This is a genomic window from gamma proteobacterium SS-5, from assembly GCA_009497875.2.
In the GTDB taxonomy this organism is placed as follows: domain Bacteria; phylum Pseudomonadota; class Gammaproteobacteria; order Chromatiales; family Chromatiaceae; genus Magnetovirga; species Magnetovirga frankeli.
In genome coordinates this window covers 2,157,474-2,177,612 of sequence record CP032508.2, presented here as the reverse complement: position 1 = coordinate 2,177,612, position 20,139 = coordinate 2,157,474, and the positions used below count along the sequence as shown (strand labels likewise).

At 61.0% G+C, this 20,139-nt stretch carries 8 protein-coding genes and 2 pseudogenes; 1 reads left to right on the top strand and 9 read right to left on the bottom strand.

Annotation, left to right across the window (positions count from 1 at the left end; all coding sequences use genetic code 11):
- Positions 1–3 precede the first annotated feature (3 nt).
- The 8 genes and pseudogenes from D5125_15285 to D5125_15250 form a co-directional block, all read right to left on the bottom strand.
- Entirely contained in the window at positions 4–336 is a 333-nt protein-coding gene (locus D5125_15285; protein QFY90717.1) for a hypothetical protein, read from the bottom strand.
- Between the two features lie 72 nt (positions 337–408).
- The gene (locus D5125_15280) at positions 409–1,464 is read right to left on the bottom strand and encodes a Fic family protein (protein ID QFY90716.1); all 1,056 of its coding nucleotides are present in this window, start codon (positions 1,462–1,464) and stop codon (positions 409–411) included.
- A 106-nt stretch (positions 1,465–1,570) separates the two neighbouring features.
- The gene (locus tag D5125_15275) at positions 1,571–3,253 is read right to left on the bottom strand and encodes a restriction endonuclease subunit S (GenBank protein ID QFY90715.1); all 1,683 of its coding nucleotides are present in this window, start codon (positions 3,251–3,253) and stop codon (positions 1,571–1,573) included.
- 264 nt (positions 3,254–3,517) lie between these two features.
- Positions 3,518–4,576 carry a virulence RhuM family protein gene (locus D5125_15270; GenBank protein ID QFY90714.1) on the bottom strand — a complete coding sequence of 353 codons (1,059 nt, stop codon included), beginning with the start codon at positions 4,574–4,576 and terminating at the stop codon, positions 3,518–3,520.
- A gap of 208 nt (positions 4,577–4,784) precedes the next feature.
- Positions 4,785–6,263, bottom strand: a complete 1,479-nt coding sequence (locus tag D5125_15265) for an SAM-dependent DNA methyltransferase (GenBank protein QFY90713.1) — start codon at positions 6,261–6,263, stop codon at positions 4,785–4,787.
- Positions 6,264–6,274: 11 nt separating this feature from the next.
- Entirely contained in the window at positions 6,275–6,718 is a 444-nt protein-coding gene (locus D5125_15260; GenBank protein QFY91186.1) for a GxxExxY protein, read from the bottom strand.
- A 4-nt stretch (positions 6,719–6,722) separates the two neighbouring features.
- Positions 6,723–9,128: a DEAD/DEAH box helicase family protein gene (locus tag D5125_15255; GenBank protein QFY90712.1), complete on the bottom strand. Its 2,406-nt coding sequence runs from the start codon at positions 9,126–9,128 to the stop codon at positions 6,723–6,725.
- Positions 9,128–9,337: pseudogene (locus tag D5125_15250) on the bottom strand (helix-turn-helix transcriptional regulator). Before D5125_15250 ends, D5125_15255 begins: the two are co-directional and overlap by 1 nt.
- 349 nt (positions 9,338–9,686) lie before the next feature.
- Here D5125_15250 and D5125_15245 point away from each other — a divergent pair.
- Positions 9,687–9,877: pseudogene (locus tag D5125_15245) on the top strand (hypothetical protein).
- Between the two features lie 248 nt (positions 9,878–10,125).
- Here the strand turns inward: D5125_15245 and D5125_15240 are convergent.
- Positions 10,126–19,881: an amino acid adenylation domain-containing protein gene (locus tag D5125_15240; GenBank protein QFY90711.1), complete on the bottom strand. Its 9,756-nt coding sequence runs from the start codon at positions 19,879–19,881 to the stop codon at positions 10,126–10,128.
- Positions 19,882–20,139 lie beyond the last annotated feature (258 nt).

Genomic DNA, 20,139 nt, shown 5'->3' with positions numbered 1-20,139 from the left:
CCACTATTTGCTCTTGATCGCCCGAAAGGCCGAGTCGTCAGCCAGATGCAGATAGACGCGGCCGTTCAGCTCGCCATTTTCATTAACTGCCCACCCCCGACCGCTGACCAGATCGTTTTCCTCCTGCCCGGACCAGGAGAAATCGAAACGTAGCGCATTACCGCAATGCTCCACCCGGCCATCGATGTCCCCAGAGACCAGGCCGAACTGAAACCGTCCGGTGCCATCCGAGCCGATGCGGATGTATCCCGGCACCTCCATGTCGACGTAATCCTGATCCCAGACCTCCATCTCGACAATGCGCCATTTTCCAGTAAACGGTTTCATCTGCTTCATAGGATGCCTTTCTGTTGCCTGAATCTGGCCCAACAAGATGTCACAGCTCAATGTCACAAGTCCTGTCGCAAGTTATCCGCCGCCGTGCCGAGCCACCACCTGACGTCCCTTTTCTGTCAGACGGTATTTCTGTTTGCTGCTGCGCGGCTTGTCGGGGATGGTCATTTCAACCAAACCGGCCTCCAAAGCAGGGAGCAGATAGGCCTTGCGAAAATGCTCATCGTCTTTCAGCCCAAGCGCCTCTTTGAGTTGTTGCCGGGTCATCTCTCCGGCAAGAACGGAGAGCAGTCGAACTTCCGGGGTGACTTCTTGGGTGACTTCCGGGGTCGAACTGGTCACGGTATCCAAAATCATCCGCAGCATGAAGGCAATGAACGGGGCGGAGTCGGTCTTTTGGGTGCTTTCCTGCAGGGCCTGGTAGTACTCGGCCTGATTCTCGAAGATCAGGCTTTCCACTGGAATATCGGCGAACATGGGATTCCAGCGGGCCAGAATCAGGCTCTGCCACAGCCGCCCCATGCGGCCGTTGCCGTCGGCAAAGGGGTGGATGAATTCGAACTCGTAGTGAAAGACCGAGCTGGCGATGAGCGGATGGGCGTCGGTGGCGGCCAGCCAGCCGAACAAATCGGCCATCAGTTGCGGCACCCGGTCGGCGGGCGGGGCCATGTGAATCACCTGCTGGCCTGCCATTACCCCCACGCCACCGTGCCGGTAACTGCCCGCCTCGTCGATCAGGCCTGACATCAAAATCCGGTGCGCTTCCAGCAGGTCCTTTTCGTGCTCTGGCTTCAAGGTGACAAACCGGTCATAGGCGGCCAGGGCGTTTTTCACCTCCTGCACCTCGCGGGGCGGAGCGATGACCCGCTTGCCCTCCAGTATCGCGGTGATCTGCGCCTCGCTCAGGGTGTTACCTTCGATGGCCAGCGATCCGTGAATGGTGCGGATGCGGTTATGGACACGGATGTCCTGTATGTCGCGGGCGCAGGGATGCGCAGGAGCGACGGATGGCCGCAGCCGCAAGGCTCTCGCCTGATCGGTGAGCACGGTCAACCGCCCGATGGCCTCGCTGATCGCGGCGACCCGGTTCAGGATCTCCGGGGTGATGGTGTAGGGCGGCTGGTAGTTCATGTTCCCTCCCTATGTGTCTCACGCGAAGGCGCGAAGACGCGAAGGGAAAAGAATGGCTCACACGAAGACACGAAGACACGAAGGGTTGAAGATGGGGTGAATGCAATCATACGGCGGCCATCACGGCGTCGAGGAGTTCGGACTGTTTGCCGGTGGCGGCTTCGATCTGCTGGTCGAGCGTATCGCACAAGGCCATCAACTGGTCGATGCGGGCGACGATGCGGTGTTGTTCGGGGAGGGGGGGCAGAGGAATCAGAATTGGATATATTTTGCTACCGGAAATGACAGGTTGCGCTGTTGCCGAGGTGTCAACTTGCAGGTTAATAGTTTTCAGCAGCCAAATCACAAAGCCTTGAAACAACCGTTCTTCATCATAAATGGTCAAGAAAGCATTGTCTGTGATCCACGCTTTTGCAGGTGTGAGATGAATGCTTCCGCAATAATAACCGACTCGCCCTATTACAACCGTAGGCTTTTCCACATTTGATTTGTTGTGGAAACCAGTAATTCCGTTTCCTCCGAATACAGGTATGTTGCCATCCTGCATTTTGTCTTTTGGTAGATTCTTGCCTGAGGTTACGCGAAACAATTCACCCAACCTCACCCACTCCCAGCCCTGCGGCAGTTCGTAAGGCACTTCCTCCGGTTTGATGGGCGGCAGCTTTTTCTCTTTCCCCCTTCGCGTCTTCGCGCCTTCGCGTGAGGCTCTTTGTTTTTCGGCTTCAATCTCTTTCAGCAGTTCGCTGGCGGGCGGGTCGTTGGGGTTCTGGGGGACGAGGCGGCCCATGACGGCGAGCTGGAGGATGGCCTTGCGCAGTTCGGCGACGTTTTCCTTGACGGTGTAGAGTTCGCCAAAGTGCTGGGCGAGGAACTCGAAAGAAGAGTTTTCCTCACGCGAAGGCGCGAAGGCGCGAAGGGTGGGATCAAGCAGTTGCTTGATGGCGGCGGCGTGGACGGCCAGCCGCTTCTCTTCCCGCTCCTTGCGCAGCGTTTCCAGCGCATCGCACCGGGCCATCAACTGGTCGATGCGAGCAACGATGCGATGTTGTTCGGGGAGGGGGGAAAGAGGGAACAAACCAGAGAAGAAATCACCGTCATTAATTGCGGGATACGCAACTCCCTTCTGGGCGCTCTCTACGTAACGAATAAAAGCAGGTGATCGAAGGTAATGGTAGATATACCGAGCACTCAACAATGCAAATGGGTGGAGGATTGCAAACGCTGTACTGGCAATAGGTTCAGGATCATATTCCTTTTCGACAATTGCAATATTCAGTAAATATGGCCGGACAGTCGAATAAATCACGGTTCCGGGCTTAACGATTTTACGTGCTCTTGACGGCGCTTCGGAAGCATCAAGAAGCTGTGTGTTGGAGCTGATTGTTCCCAACTTATTATCGATGGCCCCAACATCAATATACGTAATCATGGCATCAGGAGTCTTTTGCCCCCAGTCGTGACAAATGTCTCTTATCTTCACCCACTCCCACCCCTGCGGCAGTTGGTAGGGCACTTCCTCCGCCTTAACCGGCGGCAGCGTCTTCTCTTTCCCCCTTCGCGCCTTCGCGCCTTCGCGTGAGACCTTCTCTTTCTCGATCTCCTTCAGAAGCTCCGAAGCAGGCGGATCATTCGGGTCCTGCTCCACCAGCTTGCCCTGCATGGCGAGGGTCAGGATCAGCTCGCGCAGTTTGGCAATGCCGTCAGGCGCGGCAAAGGCGGTGTCGAAATGCTGTTCCAGTAGATTGCTCACGCGAAGGCGCGAAGGCGCGAAGGTGGGTGAGTTGATCATGCTACTCTCCCGATCTGAGTGGCTGGAAAAAGTGCAACATGCCGTTGCACTTTTATGGAGTCGATGGTTTGTGCCACGGCTTGTGGCACAAATGTCGGACGGAGCCGATCAAATTGTCCAACGAGCTGTTGGATATTTACTTTCGGCGAACCTGGATACCCGCCTGCGCGGATATGACGAATACTTTCAACCCTTCGCGACTTCGCGTCTTCGCGTGAGGCCATTTCTTCCCTTCGCGTCTTCGCGCCTTCGCGTGAGAAAATGTTATTCATCGCCTGCCCGCGGTTTCCGAATGGCCTCGATTTGTTTGAGCATCCGGTCAAAGTCGCTTTCAAACAGTCGGTCCTGCACGATGCGGTATTTCTCGAACTCGCTTTCGGCGTGGGCCTTGGCGATCTCCGCCGTGACCTTGCCCGCGTCTTGCAGAATTTCGCGGTCAGTGGCTTCAATAAACTTGTTCAAGCGGGTCTCCCAGTCTTGCATGGTCATGGGGATTTTGCGCAGGGCCATATCCTCGGCCACATCCAGGTAGGCGTTGACCAGTCGGGACAGCTGAGCCATTTCGTCTTCGGTCAGGTAGTTCTTGGCTACGCTGACATCGAACTTCTGGATTTTGCCTTTCGGGGCGTCCTTCCAGGTAGTCAGTCCCATGTGCTGTTTTTCGGCATCGGCGCGGTTAACAATGACCTCGGCAGCGGTCTGGCCGTGAATCGCCCAGTGGAGTTTGTTCTGCACAGTGGCGAAAAAGCGCTTGGTAGCCTGTGCTGTGACGTCATAGTCGATGGCGGTGGCGTAGATGTCGGTGATCTTCTGGTAGAACTTACGCTCGGAGAGGCGAATCTCCCGGACGCGCTGCAACTGCTCTTCAAAGTACTGTTCGGTCAGGATGGAACCACCGCTTTTGATGCGCTCATCGTCCATCACGTAGGCTTTGATGGTGTACTCATCGATGATAGTGGTGGCCCATTTGCGAAACTGCACGGCGCGTTCGGAGTTCACCTTGTAGCCCACGGCGATGATGGCGGGGAGCTTGTAGTGCAAGGTGTTGTAGTTTTTGCCGTCTGCGGCAGTTATTCGAAAATTTCGAATAACTGAATCCTCCTGCAACTCACTGTCTGAAAACACCTTTTTGAGGTGGTAGTTGATGGTGTGGGTCTCAACATCGTAAAGCACGCCCATCATCTTCTGGGTCAGCCAGATGCTTTCGTCGGCATACACCGCTTCGACACCGCCGCTGCCGCTGGCGGCGACAAAGGTCAGGTATTCGGCGGCTGATGAGCGAATGATGGAGACTTCCACGCCGGTTTTCTTCTTCCTGCTCATCCTTAGGTATCTCCATCTCGCACGCGAAGCCTTGCAGCCAACAATTCTTTCTCACGCGAAGGCGCGAAGACGCGAAGAGGGCATTTCAGAGGTATTTGTCCAACAATCTGTTGAAGTTTTCGCCGTGGCACTCCTGAACACACTCCTCCATGGGTATGACGGTAGCTCTCTTCATTCCTTCGCGCCTTCGCGTCTTCGCGTGAGGCCATCATGCCTTGCCTCCCAGGCAGGCCATCAACTCAGCTTTCAAGGCAGCCTGCGCAGCTTCGAGCTGGTGGACGATCTGCTGGTATTCAGTCATCAGCTCTTCAGGATCGCGGTGGTTGACCTCCACCTCGTGGGGGTTTTTGCAGTCCAGGTTGTAGTTGCACTCGGCGAGCTCCTTGGCCGAGACCTTCCAGGCCTGCTCGGTGGTTTTGCGTCCCTTGCGCCCCTCAGCATCAAGCCCTCCGCCCCACCAACCCTTTTCGAGATCGAACTCGGCGATGGTCAGGGGCTTGGAGCGGGAGTAGGACTTGTAGCCCTCGGGATAAGGGTGCGCGAAGAACCAGACCTCTTTGGTCGGCCCGCCCTTCTCGAAAAAGAGGATATTGGTGGCGATGCTGGTGTAGGGGCTGAACACGCCTTTGGGCAGACGTACGATGGTGTGCAGGTTGAACTCCTCAAGCAGTTCGCGCTTGAGGTTGGTCTTGGTGCCCTCGCCAAACAGAAAACCGTCGGGCAGCACAACGGCCGCCTTGCCGGTGTCGTGTTTCAAAAGGTGCATGATCAGCGCCATGAAGAGGTCGGCGGTCTCGCGGGTCTGGTACTTGCGCGGGAAGTTGTTCTCGATGCCGTCTTCTTCCATGCCGCCGAAGGGTGGATTGGTGATGATCAGGTCCACCCGGTCGCGGGGGCCGTAATCCTTCAGCGGGCGACTCAGGGTGTTGTCATGGCGGACATTGGTGGGTACATCGACGCCGTGCAGCATCATGTTGGTCATGGCCAGCATGTGCGGCAGGGGTTTCTTCTCCACGCCGTGAATAGACTCCTGTAGGCGCTTGCGGTCGTCGGCGGTTTTGACCTGCTTGTTCAGGTGCTCGATGGCGCAGGTCAGAAAGCCGCCGGTGCCGCAGGCCGGGTCGAGAATGGTTTGCCCGAGCTGCGGGTCGAGCATGTCGACCATAAACTGGGTGACGGCGCGGGGGGTGTAGTATTCGCCCGCATTCCCGGCGGATTGCAGGTCGGCGAGGATCTTTTCGTAGATGTCGTTGAACAGGTGACGGTCGCCGGATTTGTTGAAGTCCACATCTTCTTCGATGGTGTTGATCACCTGGCGCAGCAGGGTGCCGGACTTCATGTAGTTGTAGGCGTCCTCGAAGACCGAGCCGACCACCTTGCCATGGGGCGAAACACCGGCGGCGGTGGCCAGTTTCTTGAGCGCGGGAAAAAGGTCGTTGTTGACGAAGTCGATCAGCTCCTCACCGGTCATCCCCTCGGGGTTTTTGGCCCAGCTGGACCAGCGGAAACGGCTGGGCAGCGGCGATTTGTAGCCGGGCACGGTGAGCTGCCACTCCTGTTCCTTGTCGTCGAAGATCTTCAGGAAAATCAGCCAGACCATCTGACTGATGCGCTGAGCGTCGCCATCGACGCCGACATCCTTGCGCATGATGTCCTGAATGGCTTTGATTAGGGTTCCGATGGACATATTTATTTCCTTTATTTCTTCACGCGAAGGCGCGAAGACGCGAAGTTTGTATGGTTGTTGACGATGCGTTTGAGGCCGTCTTTCAGTAAGGGAGCACCGAAGTTGATAAGCAGTCCAAGGTGGAGATCCATCAGACGAAGATAGGTAAGAAGCTGTTTTGGATGGACAGGATGTATGGTTTCAATGGATTTGAGCTCAATGATCAGTTGGCTGTCTACCAACAAGTCCAATCGAAAACCTTCATCAATATTAATGCCTTGGTACCGAATAGGAACTTTTTTTTGACGTTCAATTTTCAGCCCACGCTGTTCAAGCATTTTCGCCAGCACCGCCTCATAGACCGACTCCAATAGGCCCGGACCCAGATCACGATGCAGTTGCAGCGCCGCATCCACGACAATGGCAGATACCTCTTCAACATCCCTTCGCGTCTTCGCGCCTTCGCGTGAGACCATCTTTTCATCCACCATACAGCGCATCCTCCAGCTCATGCACCGCCTGCTGATACGGGTCCAATCCACCAAAGGCGCGGATGATTTCCAGCGGGGTACCAAATTCGGTAAAGGGAGCAATGGTGAGAATCTGCGTCTCTTCGATGTGGGCCACGCCTTCATCGGCATACTTGTTGAGCAGGGCCTCCAGCACCCGGCGGGCCTGCTCTCCGTAGCGGGTGAAGTAGTTGTGTTTCTTCACCTGTTCCGCCCGCTCCTTGCGGGTGAGAGGCGGCATATCCCAGGCGACATGGCAGACCAGATCGAAGGGGTCGAAGGCTTTGCCGGATTGCCGCCCGATCTCTTCGGCAAGGGCATCGAAGAACACACCTTGTTCCGACAATTCATCAATGATGGCCCGCTTCTTCTCGGTGCTACTCCAACGGCGGAGGAAATCGTCGAGGCTGGCATACTCCCTGGCCAGGGCCTTGCGGGTGTAGTCCTTGAGTGATTCGGTGATCAGCTTGCCGCCCGCGTCGAAATACTGGACGCGTTCGGCGGCGACCTTGACCTCGACACCCTCAACGACGTAAGGGCGAATGCCGCCTTCCTGACCTGGGCCGGGTTCGGCAACGCTGCTCCATTCCTGGTCCTCTCCGGGTTCCGGGTAGGTGACGCCACCGCCAACTTCGGGATCTTCTGGAGTATCTGGGGGAACATCCGGCGGCACCGGTGACTGATCCCCGCTGGGTTCGTAGATCTGCACCGGGTCGCCGTCGAAATCAGGATCGGCAAACAGCTCGGTGGCCTTTTTGAAGTCGATGATGGTGAAGTAGTACTTGCCGTAATCTTCGTTGATGCGGGTGCCGCGCCCGATGATCTGCTTGAACTCGGTCATGGACTGGATGCGCTGGTCGAGCACGATGAGTTTGCAGGTCTGCGCATCGACACCGGTGGTCATCAGCTTGGAGGTGGTGGCAATAACCGGGTATTTGCTCTCCGGAAAGATGAAGTTGTCCAGTTCGGCCTTGCCTTCCTCGTTGTCGCCGGTGATGCGCATAACGTATTTACTGTTCTGTCCCACCAGGTCGGCGTTTTCGTTGACCAGAGCCTGGCGCATGCGTTCGGCATGGTCGATGTTTTCACAGAAGACGATGGCCTTGTCGAACCGGTTGGTCTGCCTCAGGAACTCGGTGATCTTTTTGGCCACCAACCGGGTGCGCTGTTCCAGAACCAGGGTTTTGTCGAAATCCTTCTGGTTGTAGATGCGGTCTTCGATTTCGTTGCCGTGCTTGTCGATCATGCCCTTGTCGGGCCGCCAGCCGGTCAAATCCCGGTCGAGATCGATGCGCACGACCTTGTAGGGAGCAAGGAAACCGTCGTCGATGCCCTGCCGGAGGCTGTAGGTATAGATGGGGTCGCCAAAGTAGTCGATATTTGAGACTTCTTTGGTCTCCTTGGGCGTGGCGGTAAGGCCGATCTGAGTGGCGGAGGTGAAGTATTCAAGGATTTCACGCCAGGCCGAATCGGCAGCCGCACTGCCCCGATGGCATTCATCAATAATGATGAGGTCAAAAAAGTCGGGGCTGAACTGTTTGTAGATGTTTCTATCTTCCTCGTTACCGGTCACGGCCTGATAGAGGGAAAGATAAATCTCGTAGGATTTGTTGGCCTGCCGCTTCTGGATCTTGGTCATGGCCGAACCGAACGGCTTGAAGTCGTTGGTCATGGTCTGGTCGACCAGGATGTTGCGGTCGGCAAGAAACAGGATGCGTTTTTTTGCCTTGGACTTCCACAGCCGCCAGATGATCTGGAAGGCGGTGAAGGTCTTGCCGGTGCCGGTAGCCATCACCAGCAGAATGCGATTCTGGCCCCGCGCTATCGCCTCGATGGTCTTGTTGATGGCCAGCAGCTGGTAATAGCGCGGACTTTTATCGCTGCCATCGCTGAAATAATCCTGCGTGACCAGTGCATTCTGCTGATCGTTCAGGCCACGATGCTGCGCCCACCATTGCCACAGCGTTTCCGCAGTGGGGAATTCGTGGAGTGCAAGCTCTCTCTCGACAATGCCGTCACCGGGTAAATCGGCGGCGATCTTGTTGTGGAACAGAAAACCGTCGCCGTTGGAGCTGAACACAAAAGGCACTTGCAGCATATCGGCGTAGCCCAACGCCTGTTGCATGCCGTCGCCAACAGTGTGGTTGTTGTCCTTGGCCTCGATAATGGCAATGGGGATGTTCGGCTTGTAAAACAGGACATAATCGGCGCGTTTGTGTTTGGCGCGGGTATGCAGCTTGCCTCGCACGATGATGCGTCCCTTGGTGAGAGGAAACTCTTCACGGATTTGGGTCGTGACATCCCAGCCCGCCTTCTCCAGGGCAGGGGTGATGTACTTTGTGCAGATATCGCGCTCGGAAAGTTGTTTTTTATTCATCAGGCCAACTTCCCCTCTTCTTTCATCCGCACACAAAAGGCCTCGAATTGCCTTCTTGCCAGCTTGAAGGGAACCGTCTTGCTGTTTTCCCAGCGGTTGATCGTGGAAAAGCTCACGCCCAGCTCGTGGGCCAGCTCTTCCTGGCTGAGCCCCAGTTGCTAGCGGATTTCTTTGACCGTCTCCGCAAAATTTTCCGGTGCTTTTGCCATATCGGTTTGCCTCAATTCCTGGCGCGCCAACAACTTTCCGGCAGTGAGCAAATGCAATTTGCCAAACGTACAATTACGGCCCTCAATATAGCAGGTGACAACGCATGTGGAAAAATGAAAGTTGGCGGTTATTCCAGAATTTTCCGACACATCCCGCCGCCACCCGGTAAGTAAGCCCTCAGAAGGCCAACACGAAAAAAATTTCAACCACCGCCCGACACTTTATTCCGCGCATCCCTGCGCTCCACCCCTTCGGGGCCAGCCTTCGGCTGTTCAAAAACGCTCCCGCGTTTTTGTCTCCGTCTCTCCGGTAAGTAAGGGCATAAACCAATACGAGGAGCCACCGACCATGGACATCAACGACCTGTTTGACGGAATCATGAAGCGTATCAACCAGTTTGCCGACGAGATCGCCGAACAGCAGCGGCTCAGGAAAAAGTGTATGAGTCCGGACGAGGTCCGGAGAATGGGGGTAAGAATGCGGAGAATTTTGAGGCGAAAGAGAAGCGGGGTGTGACAAGTTTCCCGAAAAGGGAGTGATCGGGGCGGCAGCGCTGACACCCTGATAGCGACGTAAGTCGCTGACAATACGCAGAAAAACAAAACCCGCCCAATAACCGGACGCGGTTAGTGGACGGGTTTGTCTTTTCTAAATGGTGGAGCGGCCGAGTGCCGAACCCCGATCCCGAGGTAGGGCATAGGGCAGGCCGCGCCCGCCGCCCCATACCCAGGGCTCCGAGCCAGCGCTAGGAACTTCCAGGCAGCAAACGGCTCTCCACCCCAGAGCATCACAGCCTGCCCTGCACAAAACCCTCGCCCTCGCCGCCCTGCCCTGCCTGTTGTTGCGCCCCCTGGCTGGCCAGGTGGCTGCTGATGGCCTGGCTCAGGGCGGCTATGGTCGGCTGCGCCATCAGGGTCTTCACCGGCACCTGCACCCCGAACTGATCACGCAGGCGGGCGGTGATGCGAATGGCGATCAGCGAATCCCCGCCCAGGTCGGCGAATTCATCATAGACGCCTATGCCCTCGATCCCCAGCACTGCCTGCCAGATCGCCGCCACCTGTTGTTCGATGTCATTGCGCGGCGCTACCGCCGCGTTCATCAGCTGGGGCCGGAGGTGCAGCGCGGGCGCAGGGGGCCGACAAGGCTGATCCAGATGCGGGTTCTCATGCGGGTTCTCAGGCTGGCCAGGCTCGGCCTCCGGCCGTTGGGCGATGAACAGGGCCGCATCGGTACGCTCTTGCTCGGCCTGAGAGCGGGGAAAGGCCAGCACCGGGGCAAAGCCGCCGTGGTTGAGCAGCTGCTGCCACTGTTGCTGATCCAGCAGGGGTGAGAGCGGGCGCAGATCGCTGTCTGCAAACAGCCACCAGCCCTCCGCCAGGCCGCCGACCAGATCGATCCAGCGCTGCTGCTTGACCGGCTCGATCAGGCACAGCAGGCCACCCGGCCGCAGCAGCGTGCGCAGATGGGCCAGGGTTTGCGCAATGCGCGGCGTGGCATGGACCACATCCAGCGCCAGGATCAGATCAAAGCCCTCCGCCGCGAAGCCCTGCTGCAGGGGATCGCGGGAGATATCCAGCCGGGCAAAGCCCATCTGCCCGGCCAGGCCCTGCTGCTCGGCGTAGGCCTGCATGTAGCGCAGCAGGGATGGGCCTATGTCGGTGAACTGATAGTCCACCAGCACTTTACCCTGCACTCGGCCCTGCACCCGGCCCATCACCGCCTGGGTGAGAAAGCCATTGCCACCGCCGACCTCGAGCAGACGCAGCGGCGGCTCGCCGTCCCTGTCCTCGATGAATTGACCAATGGCCCTGGCCAGCACCTCCACATAGAGGCGCTGGTTGGTGTATTTGTAGGAGTCATCCTCATCCGGGCGCTGCATGTCCGCGCCGCGCCCCTCGGGATAGAGCACGCTGATGGCCTCGATCTCGCCGGCCAGGGCCTGGGGGTAGTGGGCCACGCAGTTGCGCAGGTAGGCCAGGCTGGCCTCAAGCTCGGGCGCGGACTGGACTATCACCGCCTCCATCTGCTGCGCTGTCGGCAGCGAGTCGGCATCGACGCACAGGCGCAGGCGCTCATCCTGTAGCTCAATCCAGCCCTCTTCCCCGAGGACATGCAGCATCCAGCGCAAGAACTTGGCGAACTCTGGCTGCAGGCGCAGGCGCTGTTGCACCTCACTCAGGGCGTGGCCGTGCTGGCTCCCATCCTCCACCTCATCGTCCGCTTGATCAGGGGCCTGCAGCGCCGGGGTCAGGTAATCCAGCACATAGCGGGCGCAGAGCCGGTTGAGCTGTTCCACTAGACTGGGCGGGCCGGGCGGGCCGGGGAAATCCGCGAACAGGCGAATCTGCAACTCGGCCTGGGTCGCCTGCTCCAGGGGCTCCAGGCTGCTGATCAGTGGCCCAAAGCGCCCCTCGCCGCCCGAGGCTGCGGCCCTTGCGGGGGCCATGGCGGGCGGATCGATCCAATAGCGGGTCTTGGCGAAGGGGTAGCTCGGCAGGGGTACGCGCCGCCAGGGCCGATCGCCGACCACCGCCGCCCAGTCGATCGGCACCCCGGCCAGCCAGAGCTTGCCCAGACTGTGCAGCAGGAAGCGCTGGTCCGACTCCTGCTGGAAATGGTTGCGCAGGGAGGCCAGCACCAGCTGTTCGCGCTGCTTGTCCTGGTGCTGGTTGACCAGCACGCCCAGGGCGCGGCCGGGGCCGACCTCCAGCAACAGGGTCTGCGGCTGTTGCAGCAGCCGACTCAGACCGGCGGCGAACTGCACCGGCTTGCAGGTGTGATCGACCCAATACTCGGCACTACAGGCCTGCTCCGGGCTGATCCAATCGCCGCTGACATTGGAAATGTAGGGGATCTGCGGCGGGCTGAGGCGGATAGAGCGGAACTTCTCCAGCAGGGGGGCGCGGCAGGCCTCCATCGCCGGGGTGTGCAGGGGGTGGGAGGTGGGTAGCTGGCTGTTGGCTATGCCCTCCGCGCTCAGGCGCTGGCGCAGCTGGTCTATGGCCGCCGCGGACCCGGCCAGCACGCACTGGCGGCTGGTGCTGTGGATGGCCAAATGCAGCTCATCGCTCAAATAGGGCTTGAGGCGGTCGGCATCGGCCAACACCGCCAGCATAGCCCCCTGGGGCAGGTCCTGGATCAGGCGGGCGCGGAAGGCCAACAGCTCCATCGCCGCCTCGGCGCTGAACACCCCGGCCAGGCAGGCGGCCAGATACTCGCCCAGGCTGTAGCCCAGCATGGCCTTGGGCTTCAGCCCCCAGCTCAGCCACAGGCGGGCCAGGGCGTACTCCAGGGCAAACAGCGCCGGTTGGTTGTATTCGGCGCGTTTGAGCAGCTCATCCTCGGCGCTGCTGGCCTGCTCTGCGCGCTGCAGCAGCTGGCTGAAGGCAATCCCAGGGGAGCCCTGGCCCTGCCCGTGCGGATCGTCCCCCTGAGGCCAGAGGATCTGGCGCAGGTCCAGGCCGATCAGCGGCTTGAAGTAGTCACAGCAGTAATCAAAATGCTGCCGGAACAGCGGCTGACTGAGATAGAGCCCGGCACCCATGCCGACATAGTGATCACCCACGCCGGGGAACAGAAAGGCCAGCTCGCGCCCGGACCCGGCCAGCTCGGCCAGCGAGGCGCTGAACAGCTGGCTCGGTTGTTGGCTCGATTGTTGGCCCTGTAGCACCTGCCTGAGGCCATCCAGGGAATCGGCAACGCAGAAGCGGCGCTGAGCAAACTGCGCCCGACCCAGCTGCAGGGTGGCGGCCAGGTCGGCCAATGGCGGCGGCGCGGCGTCTGGCTGATGGGCCAGATGAGCGGCCAGATTGGCCGTCATGGCGTCCAGCGCGGTGCCGGTCTTGGCCGAGAGCAGAATCAGCTCCAAGCCAGCGCCAGATTCGGTACCAGGCCCAACGCCGGGCTCGGCAACCTGGCCCGTCATAGGCTGGGGGGGCTGGGGGGACTGGGGGGGCTGCGGCGCCTGCTCCAGGATGACATGGGCATTGGTGCCGCCGATGCCGAAGGAGCTGACCGCGCCACGCAGGGGGGCCTGCTCCGGTGTGGGTCCCGATTCCAGCGGCAAAAGTTGATCACAGATGCGAAAGGGGCTCTGGCTGAGGTCGATCTCCGGGTTCAGCCGCTTGAAATGCAGCAGCGGCGGCACCTTGCGCCGCTGCAGGCTGAGCACCGACTTGATCAGGCCGGCCACGCCGGCGGCGGCATCCAGATGGCCGATATTGGTCTTCAGCGCTGTCAAGGCACAGTAGCCCCTGCGCTGGGTGCGCCGGGCATAGGCCTGCTGCAGGGCGCTCAACTCGACCGGATCACCCAGGGGGGTGCCGGTGCCATGGGTCTCGACAAAACGGATGCTCTCGGCATCCAGATCCCCCAGGGCCAGGTCGATCACCTCCGCCTGACCCTGAATCCCCGGTGCCGTGTAACCCACCTTGGCCTGGCCGTCGTTATTGATGGCGCTGCCCTTGATCACCGCCTGAATGCAGTCGCCATCGGCCAGGGCGCGGGCCAGGGGCTTGAGCAGCACCACCCCGACCCCATTGCCGCTGACGCAGCCAGCGGCATCGGCATCAAAGGCGCGGCAGTGGCCATCGGGGGATTCGATGCCGTCGGCTTGGTACAGATAGCCCCTGACCTGCGGGGTATCCACCGCCGCGCCACCGGCCAGGGCCATGTCACACTCGCCCTGGAGCAGGCTCTGGCAGGCCAGGTGTACCGCCACCAGAGAGGTGGAGCAGGCGCTTTGCACATTGACGCTGGGCCCGCGCAGATTCAGCTTGTAGGAGGTGCGGGTGGGCAGAAATTCATTGCCGGTGTTGAGCAACAGCTGCTGCTGGCCCACGCGTTTGAGGATCTCGGCATGGGGGTAGAGGTGGTTATAGAAATAGCTGTTGCGGCTGGCACCGGCGAATACGCCAACCCTGTCTTGCAGGCGCTGCACGTCATAACCGGCCTGTTCCAGCGCCTGCCAGGCGCACTGCAGAAACAGCCGCTGCTGCGGGTCCATCAACTCCGCCTCGGCCGGCGAGTAGCCGAAAAACTCGGCATCAAAGGCAGCTATGTCCTCCAGGGGGGCAAAGGCGGGCACATAGTCGGGATGCTGCAACAGCTCACGGGCGACCCCTGCCTCGGCCAGCTCCTGCGCCGAGTAAAAGCGGACGGACTCCACGCCCTGCTCCAGATTGGACCAAAACTGCTCCAGGTTGTCGGCCCCCGGAAACCGACCGGCCAGGCCGATGATGGCGATATCCCGCGTGGCGGCAGTGGACCACCGTTGGGCCTTAGGCTCGGTGGCTGCCATCTCGTCGGCGGCTATCGGGTTGGTACTGCTGGCGCTCAGATACTCGGCCAGTTGCCGAATGCTGGGATACTGGAACAGCTTGAGGATGCTGATGGCCTCGCCAAAGGCCTCCCCCAGCCGGGCGCAGACCTCGATCAGCAGCAGGGAATGGCCGCCCAGGTCAAAGAAATTATCCTCAACCCCCAGCTGCTCCCGCTTCAGCACCTGTTTCCAGACGGCGGCGATGCGCCGTTCGATCTCGCTGCACGGCGGCCGCGGCTGATCGGCGGGCGCGGTGTCCAGCGGCGGCAACTGGCTGCGCTCCAGCTTGCCATTGGCATTCAGCGGCAAGGCGGGCAAAAACTGCCAGTGGGCCGGCAGCATGTGCTCGGGCAGGCGTTCGGCCAGGAAGCGGCGCAGCTCGGCCGGGCTGGGGGGCGCATCCCGCTGCTCCGCTACGCAATAGGCCAGCAGGGTCTTCTCGCTGCTGTCCTTGCCGTGCAGCAGCAGCGCCGCCGCGCGGATGCCGGGATGGGCACGCAGGGCCGCCTCGATCTCGCCCAGCTCGATGCGAAAGCCGCGCAGCTTGACCTGATCATCGACCCGGCCCAGGAATTCGATGACCGGGCCCTGCCCGCCAGCCAGACTCAGGCGCACCCGATCGCCGGTGCGGTACATGCGCTGCCCCGGCTGTTCGGCAAAGGGATTGGCAATGAAACGCTCGGCGCTCAAGGCCGGCTGATTCAGATAACCCAGGGCAAGACCCGCGCCGCCGATGTACAGCTCGCCAGTCACATAGGGCGGACAGGGTCTGAGTGCCTCATCCAACACATAGAGCTGGGTATTGGCCAGGGGGCGGCCGATGGGGATGGTCTGGGCCGCAGGGTTCAGATCCCGGATCTCATGCCAGGAGGCGAAGGTGGTGCTCTCGGTGGGGCCATAGACGTGCAGCAGGCGCTGCGGCGGACCCTGTTGCAGCATGGCGGCGATGCGCGCCACATCCACCCGCTCGCCGCCAAACAGCAGGTCGCGCACCCCGGCAAACAGACCGGGGCGCTGCTGACTGAGCTGATTGAGCAGGGCAGTGGTGAGAAACAGGCTATGCACCCCCTGCTCGCGCAAAAAGCCCTGCAGATCGAGCGGGGACAGGGCCAGGCCGCGGCCAATGAGCAGGACCTCGGCACCATTGAGCAGCGGCCCCCAGATCTCGAAGGTGCTGGCATCAAACGCCGGGTTGGCCAGCTGGGCAACCCGGTCGCCGGGTTGCAGCTGCACATAGTCGCTATCACAGACCAGGCGGTTGATGGCCCGGTGCGGGATCATCACCCCCTTGGGCTGGCCGGTGGAGCCTGAGGTGTAGATCACATAGGCCGGGCTCTCGGCACAGATGGGACTGTCCAGATTGCTGCTGGGACAGGCCTCCAGCTCCTGTTGCAGCAGATCCAGCCGATGCAGGCAAGGCCCGGCGGGCGGATCGCCCTGCCATGCGGATGCCAGCAACAGATGTCGGCACTGCCCATCCTGCAGCATGTAGCTCTGGCGCTGCTGCGGGTAATTCGGATCGATCGGCAGATAGGCCGCGCCGGTCTTCAGGATGGCCAGCCAGGCAAGCACCAGCTCCGCGCTGGGGGCCAGAGCAACCGCCACTCGCTCACCCGGACCCACCCCCAGCTTGCGCAGATAATGGGCCAGCCGGTTGGCCTGCTGATTGAGCTGGCCGTAGCTAAGCGCCTGGGGCGGCTGGCCATCGGCAAACACACGCAGGGCCGGCGCATCGGCCGCCCGCTGCACCTGCTGTTCAAAGCGCTGATGCACCCCCAGATCGGCCGGATAGGGCGTGGCGCTGGCGTTGCATTGCTGCCACTGAGCCATGAAGCCCTGCTCCGGCCCCTGCCCGATCTGGTCCCCGATCTGGTCCCCAATTTGGTCCAGGCCGCGCTCGGCCGAGGTGCAGAATTCGCGCAGCAGGGCGACAAAGCGCTGGCCCATGTGCTGCATGGCCTGGCGCTCGAACAGCTGGGCATCGAAGCCCCAGACAATGCTCAGGCCTTGATCGCGCTGCATGATGTTGAGGAATACATCCCTGGGCCAGACCTGCTCCACCCCTGCTACCGGCGCTATGCCCAGGGTCTGATAGGCATCCCGCTCGATCTCTGACAGATCATTGAGATCAAAGGGAAAGTCCAGATTGATCATGGCCCGGAACAGGCCTTCCGCCTGACCGGCCAGCCCCAGCTCGCGCACCAGGGCGGGAAAGGGATAGTCCCGCGCCAGGGCATTCTGCATGATCTGCCCCGCCGTGGCGCGCAGATACGCGCCCAGGGTCATGTGCCGATCCAGGCGCAGGCGCAGGCCGAGCTTGTTGATGAAATAGCCGATGGTCTGGCCGAAACGCCCAGCCCGATCCGCAGGCGCGCTGGCGTAATCCAGCAGGATCTCCGACTGGCCTGAATAACGCTGCAACACCAGGGCAAAGGCCGCCACCAGCAGGGCAAACAGGGTGCACTGCTGTTGCCGTGCCAGCTGGTGCAGGGCCGCCGTCAGCTCGGCATCGATCTCGAACGGGATATGATCGGCGACAAAGCCGCGTCCAGGGGCGAAGCCCCGGGGCAGCCGCAGGGGCTGCAGGGGCGCGGACAGGGCCTCGCGCCAGTAGTCCAGGCTGGCGGCGCTGGCGGGGGATTGCAGCCACTGCGTCTCCTCGCGGACATAGGTCTCGAAGGGCTCCGGCGTCGGCAATGGCGCGCCTCCGGCATAGTAATGCAGCAGATCCTGCAACAGACGCTGCATCGAATAACCATCCGCCAGCAGGTGCGGCACCAGCAGCAACAGGTAATGCTCGGACGGCACGGCTTTGTCCAAGCTCTCCTCGGCAGGAGAAGGCATCACCGAAAACAGATGCACGCGCAGCAGACAATCCCCCTGCAGATCAAAGGGCTGCGCCTGGGCCGCCTGCAGCCTGTGTTGCAACGCGGTTTCGTCACCGGCGTCTAGGGATTCTTCGATAATAAGCGGCTCGGCGGCGGCATAGATACGCTGCACCGGCCTGTTGCCGTCCATCACTATGCCGCTGCGCAGGGCGGCATGGCGCTGCACCACCTGGGCCAAGGCCTGGCGCAAGCGGGACCGATCCAGCTCGGCATTCAGACGCAAACACAGGGGCAGATTCAGATCCCGCTGCGAGGCCTGGATCTGATACTCGAAATAAAGCCCCTGCTGGCCGATGGACAGCGGGGCCTGGCGAGGGGCCTGCGGCTTTTCAGCCCGGCTCAGGCTCATGGCCGGATAGGCGGCCGCCAACGGCCCGGCTGGCTGTCCCACAGCCGCGTGGCCCCCAGCCTCATGGCCCCCAGCCCCCTGCCCAGCAGCCCCATGCACCTGGCGCTGAAACAGGCCAACGGCCATGAGTTCATCCGCCACCGCGCAGATGCCCGCGATGGCGCGCTGGATGGCCGACTCATCATGGGCAGCGGTCAGAAAGCAGTTGCCCTGGGGGTTGTAGAGCAGGCCACGATGCTGCAACAGCTTGGCAAACACCGCCATTTCTCGGGGATAGGCATGGGCATTGGCCCCGGCGGAATCACCGAGAAAGCGGAAGCGAAACAGGGAGCCAAAGGACACTAGCCGCAGGGGGATGGCCTGGGCGGCAAAATGGCCATTGAGCCGCTCCACCAGGGCCTCGGTGCGCCGGTTGAGGCCCTGCTGAAAGCCTGGCCCCAGGGCCTTGAGCCGTTGCAGTACCGCGTGCATACCGGCGACCATGGCCGGGTTCTGGGTATGGGTGCCGGCGATAAAGGTAGTCTTCAGGCTCGGTCGGCTGGCATCGCCAAAGCGCCAGTTGCCGCCGTTGACCCATTCCATCCACTCGGCCTTGCCGGCCAGGCAGCCGCCACCCAGACCACCGGTGATGACCTTGCCATAGGTGGCCAGATCGCAGTCGATGGCGAAATAGCCCGCCGCCCCCTGTGGGTGGACGCGAAAGCCGGTGACCATCTCGTCGAAGATCAGCGCAATGCCGTGCTTGCGGGTCAGCTCACGCAGCTGCTGCAGAAACCGGCGCGGCTGCAGGTCGGGATTGCGGCTTTGCACCGGCTCCACCAGCACCGCCGCCAGACTATCGCCCAGGCGATCGATGGCCTGCAGGCTCTGCTCGGTCGCGTAATCCAGCGCAATCAGGTCCTCGGCAAAGGCCTGGGGCGTGCCGGGAAAATGCGGCCGGGAGGCAAAAACGCCCTCCAGCTCAGGATGTGGCAGCGGGGATGGGCCAATCAGGATGCCATCAAAATGGCCGTGAAAGGCACCGTTGAACTTGACGATGCGACTGCGCCCGGTGGCCGCCCGCGCCAGGCGCAGGGCCGACATCACCGCCTCGGTGCCGGACTGGGTGAAGACGACGCGATCCATGCCGGTCAGCTGACAAAAGTCCCTGGCCGTTTGCGCCAGCAGCGGCGAACCGCCGCTCAGGGACAGGCCCGCCTGGATCTGCCCGATCAGGGCCGCCTGGATCTCCCCATCGCCATGACCGAACAGGTTCACGCCAAAATCACCGCTCAGGTCCAGATACTCATTGCCATCGATATCGGTGACATAGGCCCCGCTGGCCTGGGCAAATACGATGGGATAGTGGATCTCCTTGAGTTCCGGGGTAAAAAACCAGCCGGAACGCTGATCGGAAAAGGCCGTGCCGGCCTGCTCGGCCAACCGCTTGGAGCCTGGGGTGGCAGCGACAAACTCGGCAATGAGGCGCTCAATGAACTGCCGCTGCGGCCCGCTCAAGGCCTGGGCGGCCGGGCTTGGGGACGGGGCCGTCAACCTAGCAAGAACGCGCTGGCTGAGCGGAGTCGAAGCCAGCGGCGGCTCGCTTCGACTTCGCTCAGCGAACGGCTCAAGCTGCCGGGCCTGAATCTGGTCTTGAATAAAGGCCACCAGGCCATCCACCGTGGCCAGGGCGGTGCTGAACTGGTGCGGCCGGATCAGCAGGCCGAAACGCGCCTCCACCTTGCGGATCAGCTCCTGCAGCAGCAGGGAATTGGCCCCCAAATCGATAAAGGATGCGCTACCCGCTATCTGCTCCCGTGGCAGGCGAAACCCCTGCTCGCAGCTGGCATAGACCCAGTCCCGCACGGCTTGGGCGTCATCTGCCGTCGGTATCCCTGGGCCAGCTGGGGTGCCAGCCGTCTCGGCGGCCTTGATCAGGCGAAAGGCCTGCTCAGCGCTAATCTTCTTCTGCCTCAGGGCCTGCAGTATCTCATTGGGGCTCATGGTGGTTATGGATTTCCCAGGTCATGCTAATAATGTTGGTAACTACGCAGGCGGTTAAGCCCCATGCGTCAACTTACTGTGAAACAGCAGTGCCGCTACAAATCATCTTGGCAGCTCCGAACCAGACGTAGCCCGGATGAAGCGTAGCGGAATCCGGGGAGGCCACGCCCAGCAGCAACCCCGGATTCTCCGCACTCCATCCGGGCTACAGTATCCGCCGTCGAGCCCCGAGTTCCGAAGCGGCCAGGATAGGTTTCC